The organism is Chryseobacterium sp. Leaf180 (genome assembly GCF_001424585.1).
Taxonomy (GTDB): domain Bacteria; phylum Bacteroidota; class Bacteroidia; order Flavobacteriales; family Weeksellaceae; genus Chryseobacterium.
This window is the reverse complement of sequence record NZ_LMPJ01000009.1, coordinates 136974-149465: the sequence shown is the minus strand read 5'-3', so window position 1 is coordinate 149465 and position 12492 is coordinate 136974. Positions and strand designations below refer to the sequence as shown.

The window sequence follows — 12492 nt, the reverse complement described above, 5'->3', positions numbered from 1 at the left end:
CAATAGATTACTGGATTCACGGATTACACCACAATTACAGTGGGAGATTTTAGCATTAGCTTTTAAAAGAAAGATCAGTATTAAAAAAATAATCAGCTAGATTTTTGTCCTATTTATTTCCTATACTGAAAACAGCGTGACAAAACTTTTTATTTATTTAAAATCTAAATCCCTGTAACTTTAATACGTTTCCCATTGTCATTATAAAAAGCACTTAATCTTTTTAGCATGTTATAATAAAAATTTACTTTATTTGGAGACCGTATTCGTTATAATAAAACAATAATTTAACCGCATGAAATTTCTCATTTTTCTCTCGATCTTTATAACATCTCTCCTGTCNTTTACTTTATTTGGAGACCGTATTCGTTATAATAAAACAATAATTTAACCGCATGAAATTTCTCATTTTTCTCTCGATCTTTATAACATCTCTCCTGTCAGCTCAAACCAACAGATTCTCTGACCGTGAATTGTATGACTTAGCTAAAGTGTGGGGATTGATCAAATATTATCATCCGGCAGCTTCTATGGGAAAAATAGATTGGGATAATGTCCTGCTGGAGTCTATCAGCAATCCAAAAAAATCTACCACTGACGAAGTAATAACCAACTGGATGAGACAGGCAGATCAACGTTCGTCTGATCAAATCCCTATCATAAAATCAGACTGCGACTCCATTACCCTTCGTAATTATGATGATTCGTGGATTAAAAAATTGAATAAAATAAATCCTACCAACAAAAAACGATTGCTGGATCTTATTACCCAACATAAAAACGTAGGATCTTTCTACTCCAATCCCGTTGAAAACAGCATYCGCTTCAAAAGCAGTAATGAAAAAACGTACACKCAATTTTCTGCAGAAATTAAAATGCTGGAACTCTTCAGAATCTGGAATGCGATCGAATACTTTTATCCCTACAAATATCTTCTGGATGAAAAATGGGATCAGGTTCTGAAAAAGTACATCCCTGTTTTCAAACAGATAAAAACAGAARCAGAYTACAAATCTGCWGTRATGCAGCTTGCTGCTGAAATTCAGGACAGCCATGTTGAAATAAAGAAAACTTTACAGTACGATGTAGTCGGAAAATTATCTGCTCCTTTTATTTTTCAGATCGCCGACGGCCAAGTCGTCATCACTGGTATTAAAGATGAAACCAAGATGAAGAAAGCCAACCTTGAAGTTGGAGATMTCATTACAAAGATCAATGGAAATTCTGTTCTTAAATCTCTTAATATCAATTCCAAATATTTTGCYTACTCCAATGAATCAGTAAAATTACGTGAGGCTTACAGCTATCTATTCAGCAGTAATGACCCGACAGCAACAGTAGAAGGTGTAAAAAAGAATGGAAAAGCTTTCAAAACAGTGATGGAAAGAACTGAGCGCATTNAGCTATCTATTCAGCAGTAATGACCCGACAGCAACAGTAGAAGGTGTAAAAAAGAATGGAAAAGCTTTCAAAACAGTGATGGAAAGAACTGAGCGCATTTTTCAGAATGAATGGGACAAGGATGGCATACCGAATTATCAGCTGTTTTACAAAAATAAAAAGTACACGTACCTGACATATAATGAAAAAGAAAGCCGTCTGAATCCCAGCTTTCCGCTTGATGACAAGGTATACTTTGAATTTGCATCTTTAAAAGAAACGGAGATTCCAACGTTAATGGAAAAGTATCAAAATACCAAAGGAATGGTTTTCGATCTCCGAGGCTATAATAATGACGGATCACTGATAAAGATCTTTGATTACCTTTTGAGTAAGNATGGAAAAGTATCAAAATACCAAAGGAATGGTTTTCGATCTCCGAGGCTATAATAATGACGGATCACTGATAAAGATCTTTGATTACCTTTTGAGTAAGCCAGAACATTTCGGGATTATGACCAAAGCAGATTTCAGCCAGCCCGGCAAATTCTGCTTTATCGATAACATCATTGACAAAACCTACAAATTTGCGGGTAAGAATAATCCAAATGCCTACAAAGGTCAGGTTGTTGTCTTAATCAANCAAATTCTGCTTTATCGATAACATCATTGACAAAACCTACAAATTTGCGGGTAAGAATAATCCAAATGCCTACAAAGGTCAGGTTGTTGTCTTAATCAACGAGTACACACAGAGTGCAGCTGAACTTTGGGCAATGATATTCAAAAAAGTCCCTAACGTCATTTTTGTAGGAAGTCAGACTGCGGGGGCGGACGGGAATAAGACCTCCATTAAAATGACGGACGGAAGCGAACTAATTTTTTCCGGACTGGGCATTTATTATCCAAATGGTGATGAAACCCAGCGAATCGGTATTCAGCCTGACATTTTCGTACGCCCCACCGTTGAGAGTATCAGAGATAATCAGGATCTGCTTCTACTGAAAGCATTGGAACTCATAGATCAGAAGAAATAAACTAAAAAATAGTGCTCAATTCCTGATACTGCAACATTGCTTACATTTTCAGTCGATAAAGCCCCATATTTTAATTTTTATTTGTCAGCTTGTTTATGGACATAATGCCGACATCTGCAGTTATTTAAACTCATGAATTCTCTCGGAAAAAGAGGTCGGAGATATTATATACATTAATTTTAACTCTCAGTAAATGATCAGTAAGTGAGGCTGGTAGATACGATTAAATGCTTGCCAATCTGAACAAATGAATTTCATACCTATGGGTTTTTTTATAATATAAAACAGTATTTATTACTGGTTCGACTCCAGGAATTGGAAAGGCAGCCAGCATCCATAGCAAGCTACGGGGCTAAGATAATAATACTTGCATGTAGACGTTAGGATATATCTGCAGCTGCCCAAATCATACCCCTGATACTCCTTACAGGGATTTGCTTAGCTCATTATGTGTCTATAATTCAATATATTTTTCTGGCAGCTCTGCTGACTTTTTAAGTTTTGCGGCTACAGGATATTTCAGGAATTCAGGCGTAGAATGTTTTATAATAAAATGCCTGTTCTTAAATCATTTTATTGGAATTATAGTTCGAAATCTCTCGCATAATCATGCGATTTAAACTGGATTATAACTGAAGGATTTAAACCATAAAAATTTTTGGTGTCAATTTCAACGCTTGCTAAATCAATATCAACTCCAGTTTAGGAGTTCTATTATATTTCCGTCAGGATCCGAGATATAAATAAACTTAAAAACTCCTTTATTATCAAAATGATGTTCGCTTAGCTCTCCAATCTTCGATGCTCCATTCGATAATGCTAATGCTAAAAGTCCGGCAATATCCTCTACCTGGAATGCAATATGTCCAAATCCTCTTTGATTAGCTATGTGTCTTTCAGCATCTATCATTTCTGAATACTGATAGATCTCGAGTGTTGGTCCATTATCGCCACATCCGGGTAAACGTAATTGCATCCCTTGTAAATCAGCATTTACAACACCGGTGCCTTTGTCAAGCCACTCTCCTTGATAGGTTCGTATAGGTGGAACTGGTATGCAGTTAAATACGATTTCATAGAACTTTGCAAGTTTTTTCCAGTCCTTCGTTATAATGTTGGTATGAGCGTACTTTATTTTTATCATGAAAATTTGACGGTATTGTTCGAAACGTTATTAATGCTAACACTTTTTCAGTTTATTATTTCCTGGTGTTATAAAATCATTTGTTCTTTAAGCTGTATAAAAGTATAATTTTGTTTTCGAATCTCTGCAATATATATTTAAAGCAGTTTTAAGTTTATTTTCGCAATAACAAAATTATATATCTACCATGCATACCAGAAAAATTATCCAGCTGATCTTGCATCATAATATAAAATAAATGAAATATATATGCTGTATATTCTGCTTGTAATTATTTTATGAAGTTTTTATGTCGTGCTGGCTTTGATATTAGATAGATCTTATAAGCTGCAAATTAGCCAGTCTTTAAAAAATCATATTGTAAACATTAGGTGTTTCATCAAAACGATGGGTTTTTTTACAAAATAAAACACTATTTATTACCGATTCGAATTCAGGTATTGGTAATACAGCCAGCGTTGCCATAGCAAGCTTAGAAGCTCAGATTAATAATACTTGCATGAAATACAAGGATAGCGTCGCAGCTTTTGGCATAACTTCAAGATAAAAGCCATTTGTTTTTTCTGTGCAACATGATGTCTACTCAGGAAATAAAACGCGCAGGCTAGCAAAATGATCGATACACATGTTGGCAAGCCTTAAAAAAGCGCACAAAATGAGATCCATACAGCTCAGCTGCGGGACTATACCGTTTAATAACTTCAGAAAATTAACACTGAACTACCGCTGCAATAGCAACAAAACTTGCTGCAAATAACAGCATAGCAGAAATACTTAATTTAATTTCAAATTTTATGGTTACTGATATTTTGTTTTTTTAAACGAACAAAAAAAATAAACAGGACAATCAGGTAGGGAATGTAAAACAATACTCCTGGCCAAAGTTCATCCCACCCGGCAAATAAAAAAAATAATACAATCAAGCCAGGTAACAGAAAAAAACTTAACGCATGATATACGATATTACCGGCAATATTTTGTTTCATATTAAGCAAAATCGTAAAACTCCCTAGAAAAAAACAGAGATTAATGCCAATAGCAATACCATAGGGTAGATTTCTGAAATCTGTATCCGCTTTACCGATCATATTAGTAGATTTCATGATAAACACGCCGGTAAGGCTAACAACAGAGGCTATTACAAAACAAAGAATAATAATTTTAAAGTATTTCATATTTTAAAGACGCAGTTTAATTGAATACAAAGCTAGCAGAAACTTACTGCACTACGCAACAAGTCGAAAATAACAATTGGATTGCAGATTAATTTAAGAAATGACCGTTTCGGTGCCCGTTTTTTCAACTATAATTCCCATTTACTTTCAGAGGTCTGAAACATTGGCTTAGATCAAGCTTTAGGAGCCATTGACAGAAATAAACTTAACGTAAGGGAAGCAGCCTTGATGCAGAACATCTATTTACAGCAACCGCCGGCAGAATTATTGCCACACTCGCTAAGCTGTTAGATAAAAAAGAAACTGGCAAAGGTCTTATTTCAATATGCGCTGCAAGAGGTCAGGGTGTGACGATGATCCTTGAGAAATAATCAATGGTGGAATAATCATAAATGTCTGAGTTTTATCAAAAACATTGATGATCCTCGTGATGAAATTTTGATCTGATGAATTGTTTTAGTTTTTTGTCTGCGATATTAAAACGTAGAAAAATAGATTAATACCAAAATTGTTGCACTTTATTGTTCTAGATAAAGGATTCGGATCAACTCATTATCTGTCGAGCAAAATAAATTCAAAAATTACTGAAATTATCAACTTAAAAAGAAGTGAATTTACGGGCTTTTTTAATTTTTTTTGGTAAAATTCTCTGTCAACAATACGAAGGGAACGGTTTGCTATTTGACTTTCCTGTAGTTATATTTTTTCCGGTAAATTTCTACTGCCGCCAAATGCATTTTTTTTCTGCTGCATCACCCATCAATTTCCCTTTTACAGTTTTGCCTTTGCTAGGAACTGTAAATGGGATTATGAAATGTCCCAAAAGTATACGGACCAAGTGGAACGCGAATACTTTTATCTCCGACAAATTACTTTATTCGGAGAACTCGGTAATTGTAATAGAAAAACAATCAGGAAAGTATTCCTGAAATTTATGAACGCAAAAAGATGAATTTCATAAGATTTCTGTCGGAAGATGAAAGTCGGATCTCTAAAACCGTAAATATAAGCTCAATGAATCACTCGAGTAGTGGCCGTTATAAGTCAGGGTTAATGTAAGGCTGAAGAATATCAGAAGCTCTTTTTTATATTTTAGAGTATAGGCGTCTGAGGCAATTTATAATAAAGAAAAGAATCAGGTACATCATATATTCGGGTTAACTTTTTTCCCAAAACCGATGTGAAAAAGATTGCGTTCCAAAGATGGGAACAGAGGTAAGGGATTAGTTCCGCTCCAATATTTATTTTGTCAAAGTTTCAAATTTCGAATACCGGTTTGCCATAGGCGATCCTTATCTAAAGTACCTTATCGATTTCGTCTCAAAGCTCTGTCTGAATGAAAATGTAGAATCTCAGAATGTGAGAAATAAAAGACGGAACGGTTACCCTGATGAACTAACTGCAAGAGGAAAAGGTTGAAGGTTATCCATTCGACGGTCATAAATGAAATTACTCTGCACATACTGATAAGAATGAGCAGACTAACTGAGAACCTCATAGCCAAAAATCTTAAATTAAATTGAAATTTAAAGAGGCTATAGCGATGACTAATTACTTCAACGATTAGTATTCTGTTAATATTTTTAAATTATGATTGCGTTATCACTACAAGATTAGTAGAGTAAAATTGTTTTGATTTTTACTCAAAAATACATGATCTGATCTGAATAATCAATATAAATCGGCCTTCAAAGCAACTGGAGCAACGATTCTACCATGTTAAAACATAGATACTCTATAGATAAAGCATAGATACTCCCACTATAGAGTGTCAATGTGGTATCAAAAAGGATAGGAAATAAAAATATTTAACGTTTGATCAATCTTTACATAATTGATAATAAATTATAAGTTTTCGATCAATAAACGAAATAAAGATGTAACTGGTGTGGTTGTACTTACTTTAGTATTTGAAAGTTGCTGTATTTAATATGGTTTACAAATTTAGAATACTGAGCGTTTCGGTGATGTAAACGAAATGTATTGGTTGTGAAGATTTGGTAAAAAATAGTTCTATTGCTTGTGCTAAAGTGTAAAGGAGCAAAATAAAACGCCTGAAATGGATATTATTTGACGTTTTCGCAATATTATTTTCTAAAATAATAAACTTTTAGTAAATTTTTTGTTTCATCTTTAAAGGAATAACTCTACTTCTGTATGTTTGAATTATATACCATAAGAGGTTTATTAATAACTAATTAACAGTCATAAGGCGAAAATTAGTAAAATAAAGCAATTAATGTTGGAAATTATTAATAATTATAATTAGACAATAGTAAAGTGAATTATCATAATTGTATTTTAAATGGGATTAAATTGTTTTTTATAATAATTATTTTAATTAATTATCATCATTTTGATAATCATTGTGTAACTTCACTGTCTAATTTTATTTTATATTATGAAAAAAATTCTACTCATGTGCATGATGGCTGCTGGACTATCAGCCAATGCACAAATTGTCTTAAATGAAGGTTTTGAAAGTGGATCGCTACCATCAAGCATGGCATCAACCAACTTCTTTGTTACCCAGACATCTGGATTTCCCTGCACAGGAACTTATGCAGCAAGCGTGAATGTTTACAGCCTTTTGCCAACAGCAAGTCTAACGTACTCGAATACGATATCAAACGGTCAGGCAATAGCATTAAGTTTTAAATACAATGCAAAACCATATGGTACTTCAGGAACTGTAAGTGGTAACTTTGTAGTGGAGTATTCTGTCAATGGAGGTACGACATATCTACCGATTGGAAATCAAGTTGACTTGACGGCGGCATCTGCATCTTGTGCTAATTTTACAGGAAATCTTGCTGCTGCAGCAGTTCCTGTAGGTGCTGATTTTAAATTCAGAATCCGCGTTAATAATATCGGTACTGGAGATTGGTATCTGAATGTGGACGATGTTGTACTTACGCAGGTAGCTTCTTGCTACGCTCCAACAGCGTTAACTTCGACTGGGTCTACGTTAAGTTCAGCATCTATTAGTTGGACAGCACCTACGCAGGCACCGGCATCATCGTACCAGGTTTATTACAGTACAACAAATACAGCGCCTACCTCAGCTACAGTTCTGAATGCTACTAATTCACTTAATGTGACAGGTACAAGTGCAACGATAGCTTCCTTGACAGCAAATACAGTATATTATGTCTGGGTAAGATCATCTTGTACTGCAGCGGATAAAAGTTCTTGGAGTGGTCCTTTGGCAGTGCTTACAGGTACATGTTTACCAGCAGGAGGAACGTTATCTACTTCTTACTATCTGAATTCTGTAACTACTTCTGGAGCGACAACTAATTTAAATTATGCAGCTACATCTTACGCAGCTTATGTAAACACTAATACAGCACTTACATCATATCCTGGAGGAGTATTTAATTATTCGTTAGCCGCTGCGGGTGGTTCTACATACTATTATTATGTGTGGGCTGACTTGAATAATGATCTTGATTTTAGTGATGCAGGCGAAACTATTGTTGCCACTACATCGTACACAGCTACCAATTCTGGTACAATAACTTTACCGGCAACTCTTGCAACAGGAACATACAGAATGAGAACTGCAGTTTCTTATTCCGGTGCTATTACGCCATGCGGCCCTGCTCCTTATGGTAATTATGTTGATTTTAATCTTGTTCTAACAGCAGCGCCGTCTTGTGTTCCACCGAATACTTTGGCAGCCAGCAATATCACAACGAATTCTGCAACGGTATCCTGGGCACTGCAAACCCCAACTCCGATTTCGTATCAGTATTATTTATCTACGACAAATACTGCGCCTACGGCAACAACAACGCCAACGGGAAGCAATACGCCGAATGGAACTAATTTAACAAATTTGCTTCCTTCTACTACCTACTATTTTTGGGTGCGTTCTTCTTGCTCTACGGGAACCAACAGTACTTGGACAGGTCCTTTGTCATTCACAACTCTGGCGACACCACCTGCAAATGATAATTGCTCTGGTGCTATTGCATTACCTGTAGGTAGCTCAATTAGTCAGAATCCATTGACAGGAACTACAATTGGTGCTACAAATACCCCGGCGCTTGCAGCTAGTTGTTTGTCTACCACAACAAATGTAGGAGGGAATGTTTGGTACAGCGTTGTTGTTCCTGCGTCAGGAAACGTGACTATCGAGACAGGTCCTGTAACCGGTTCACCATTGCTTGATACAGTAATTTCAGTATTTGCTAACTGTAACGCAACAACCTCATTATTATGTGATGACGACGGTGGCGTAGATGCTTTCTCTCAGGTGGTAATGACGGGTCAGACTCCTGGAGCTACACTTTTGGTGAGTGTTTGGAGATATGGAAGTACAGCGAATGCTACTGATGGCCAGTTTAAGATTTCAGCATATACTGCAAGTTTAGGAACTACAGAAACTTCTGTTGCGAAAAATAACCTTTCGGTATATCCAAATCCGTTCTCTGATGTATTGAATATCTCAGATATAAAAAATGTAAAATCAATCTCTGTAATTGACGTTGCAGGCCGTTTGGTAAAAACATTTGAGAAACCAACTGCCACACTTCAGTTATCTGAACTGAATGCAGGAATGTACATGGTAGTTCTGAATATGAATGACGGAACAAAACAAACCATCAAAACAATTAAGAAATAATTATTTAGCCATAAATAATATTTTTGGGTTAGTGTATAGCGGTCTTCGGACCGCTATTTTTTTACTGTATATCAAAAAAAATCACTCTGAGAAGAGTGATTTGATTTTTTAAAATTGGTTGAGATTATTATTTGTCTGGTGTTGTCGGTTTTATCGTTCCCAGTGTAAGTCCTTCGGCGAGCGCAGGGAAAAACATGACAATAAAAAAATAAGCGACGATCAGCAGTACAATCATTGAAAAAAGTACGATGACCAGTTTATTGGGTTTGTTTTTGGCGGTTGGTTCCATAACGTAATGTAAGTATTTGTGTTGATTTTATTTCAGTACACTAAGCTAATTTCTTGCCACATTGTTTACAGTAACGCGCATCGTCATCAATGTCTTCATTTCCGCAGCGCTCACAGATTAATTCGAGGTTTTGCCGCTTGTTTCGCATTTCTGCCGTCACAATCCCTGTAGGAACAGCAATAATAGAATAACCGGCCAGCATAAGAAGCACCGCAAAAAACTTTCCCATTGATGTGACAGGAGAAACATCACCATAGCCCACAGTGGTTACCGTAACCACAGCCCAGTAAATTGAATGTGGAATGGTTTCAAAACCCGGTCTTCCGCCTTCTACCATAAACATCATAGACCCGACGATCACAGAAAATATGACGAGAAATAACAGGAAAATATAAATCTTGCGTGAACTGTTTCTTAAAGCACGTACGATCACATAACCGTCATTCATGAAATCCAGAAGGTTGAAGATTCTGAAAACCCGAAGCATTCTCAGCATGCGGAAGATCAAAAAATACCGCGTAACGGGAAAGAAAATACTGAGGTAAAACGGTACGATTGCCAGAAAATCGATGATTCCGAAGAAGCTGAAGACATACTGTTTCTTATTTTTTAGCACCGCAATCCGCACGATATATTCAACCGAAAAAAGTATGGAAATCACCCATTCGCAAATGATGAAATACGCATGATAACTTTTATAAAGTTTGGGCATACTTTCCATCATAATAATCGCTGTACTCAGGAAAATCAGACAAAGTAAAAACACGTCGTAAAGCTTGCCCAGACGCGTATCTGAACGGTTGATGATTCGGAAAAGAAAACGCTTCCAGTACGCATCGCCAGCTTCCAGATGATGTTCCGGCTCTACAAAATTGATCTTTTTCAGGTTCAGCAAAATATCAGTATTTTCGTAACAAACTTACAGAATATTATGACAGTAAAAGAAGTTATTTCTCAGATCGAGCAACAGATCGCAATGCCTCAGGCAGAAGATTTTGATAATGTGGGATTACTTTGCGGCCGTCTGGATCGCAATGTGAGCGGAATTTTAGTCTGTCATGATGCGCTAGAAAATGTGGTGGAAGAAGCAATAGAAAAAAACTGCAATCTTATCGTTTGCTTTCACCCGGTTATTTTTTCTGGTTTAAAAAAGATTACCGGTAAAAATTATGTTGAACGAGCGGTATTAGCAGCGATTGAAAATAAAATTGCCGTGTACGCAATTCACACAGCTTTTGATAATGACTTTTTTGGCGTAAATGCAGGGATTTGCAATTATTTGGGTTTAAAAAACCTGCAGATTCTTCAGCCTAAAAAGAGTAATTTGAAACAGCTGTCGGTATATGTTCCTGCAGATTTTTCTGAAAAAGTAAAAGAGGCTTTACTGAATGCTGGCGCCGGAAGCATAGGATTTTATGATGAGTGCAGTTTCACCATCAAAGGTGCGGGAACTTTCAGACCGAAAGAAGGTTCTGATCCTTTCTCCGGGACAAAAAATGTACGCGAAAATGCCGATGAAAATATGATCTCGGTGATTTTTGAATCGTATAAACAAAATGCCGTTGTCGCCGCGATGAAGGAAGCGCATCCGTATGAAGAGGTGGCGCATCAGATCTATCAGCTTGAAAATGAAAACCGGTATTCAGGCTTGGGAATGTCTGCAGAATTTGAGAATGAAATGTCGGAAGAAGAATTTTTAGCGTTAATAAAAAACAAATTTGATCTTAGAATTATTAAACATACAGATCTAAATCAAAAAAAGATAAAAAGAGTAGGTGTTTTGGGTGGTTCCGGCGCTTCAGGAATTCTGGCAGCGATGGCAAAAGGTTGTGATGCATACATTACAGGCGATCTGAAGTATCACGATTATTTTCTGGCGGAAGGCAGAATGCTGCTCTGTGACATAGGACATTATGAATCTGAGCAATTGGTCAGCGAGCAAATATTTCAGATTTTATCACAAAAATTTAGTACATTTGCAGTCTTTAAATCCAGCGAAAAAACAAACCCCGTAAATTATTTCTAATAGATATGGCAAAAACCAACGATATTTCAGTCGAAGAAAAACTAAGAGCTTTATACGATTTGCAGATCATCGACTCCAGACTAGACGAGATCCGTAATACCAGAGGAGAATTGCCGATAGAAGTGGAAGATCTTGAAATCGAGATTGAAGGTTTAGAGAAAAGAGCAGAAAAATTTCATGCAGAAATTAAGGAGCAGAATGATCAGATCAATACAAAAAATGAAGTGATCAATCATGCCCGTGCGCTGATCGAAAAATATAAAACGCAGCAGGATAACGTGCGTAACAATAAAGAATTCGAAGCGCTTGGTAAAGAAATGGAGTACCAGGAACTGGAAATTCAGCTTTCTGAAAAAAGAATCAAAGAATTTGGCGCAAAAATCGGCCTGAAGGACGAAACGGTAAGTGAGCTTAACCAAAAGATTGAAGATCTTAAAAATCACTTGAAATTTAAGAAAGAAGAACTGGAAGGTTTGGTTGCTGAAACGCAGAAAGAGGAAGATTATCTGATTAAAAAATCTGAGGAATTCGCTTCAAAAATCGACGAAAGACTTTTGGCTTCTTACCACAGAATCCGTTCAAATTCTTCTACAGGTCTTGCTGTAGTTGGTTTGGAAAGAGGCGCTCCGAAAGGTTCGTTCTTCACCATTCCGCCACAGAAGCAGATGGAAATTGCCCAGAGAAAGAAAATCATCATCGATGAGCATTCCGGTAAAATCCTGGTTGATGACGAACTGGTAATGGAAGAGAACGAGAGAATGAAATCTGAAATCAAGTTTTAATTTGATTTAATAATAAAAAAAATGCGCTT

General features: G+C 36.3%; 8 protein-coding genes and 1 pseudogene. 5 read left to right on the top strand and 4 right to left on the bottom strand.

Translation table 11 applies throughout. The features are described from left to right. Window positions 1-2036 precede the first annotated feature (2036 nt). The gene (locus ASG01_RS16420) at window positions 2037-2417 is read left to right on the top strand and encodes a S41 family peptidase (RefSeq protein ID WP_082498343.1); all 381 of its coding nucleotides are present in this window, start codon (window positions 2037-2039) and stop codon (window positions 2415-2417) included. A gap of 691 nt (window positions 2418-3108) precedes the next feature. On the opposite strand, the gene ASG01_RS09745 is transcribed toward ASG01_RS16420, so the two are convergent. Beyond that, entirely contained in the window at window positions 3109-3561 is a 453-nt protein-coding gene (locus tag ASG01_RS09745) for a VOC family protein (protein ID WP_055863177.1), read from the bottom strand. 785 nt (window positions 3562-4346) lie between these two features. After that, the gene (locus tag ASG01_RS09740; protein ID WP_055863175.1) at window positions 4347-4736 is read right to left on the bottom strand and encodes a hypothetical protein; all 390 of its coding nucleotides are present in this window, start codon (window positions 4734-4736) and stop codon (window positions 4347-4349) included. A 165-nt stretch (window positions 4737-4901) separates the two neighbouring features. Between ASG01_RS09740 and ASG01_RS15730 the strand changes: the two are divergent. Both ASG01_RS15730 and ASG01_RS09735 read left to right on the top strand, forming a co-directional pair. Further along, window positions 4902-5107, top strand: a pseudogene (locus ASG01_RS15730) (acetyl-CoA C-acyltransferase); the annotation flags it as partial. A 2030-nt stretch (window positions 5108-7137) separates the two neighbouring features. Further along, on the top strand, window positions 7138-9366 hold the full coding sequence (locus ASG01_RS09735; protein WP_082498342.1) for a fibronectin type III domain-containing protein: 2229 nt from the start codon (window positions 7138-7140) through the stop codon (window positions 9364-9366). Window positions 9367-9493: 127 nt separating this feature from the next. On the opposite strand, the gene ASG01_RS16010 is transcribed toward ASG01_RS09735, so the two are convergent. Further along, a complete protein-coding gene (locus tag ASG01_RS16010; protein ID WP_157844194.1) occupies window positions 9494-9655 on the bottom strand; it encodes a hypothetical protein in 162 nt (53 codons plus the stop codon). Window positions 9656-9695: 40 nt separating this feature from the next. After that, window positions 9696-10541 (bottom strand): ion transporter, encoded by an 846-nt coding sequence (locus tag ASG01_RS09730; RefSeq protein ID WP_082498355.1) that lies wholly within the window; start codon window positions 10539-10541, stop codon window positions 9696-9698. 45 nt (window positions 10542-10586) lie between these two features. On the opposite strand from ASG01_RS09730, the gene ASG01_RS09725 reads away from it, so the two are divergent. Both ASG01_RS09725 and ASG01_RS09720 read left to right on the top strand, forming a co-directional pair. Further along, on the top strand, window positions 10587-11681 hold the full coding sequence (locus tag ASG01_RS09725) for a Nif3-like dinuclear metal center hexameric protein (protein ID WP_055863596.1): 1095 nt from the start codon (window positions 10587-10589) through the stop codon (window positions 11679-11681). A 5-nt stretch (window positions 11682-11686) separates the two neighbouring features. Beyond that, complete coding sequence (locus tag ASG01_RS09720) at window positions 11687-12463, top strand: zinc ribbon domain-containing protein (protein WP_055863170.1); 777 nt, start codon at window positions 11687-11689, stop codon at window positions 12461-12463. The last annotated feature ends 29 nt before the right edge of the window (window positions 12464-12492 follow it).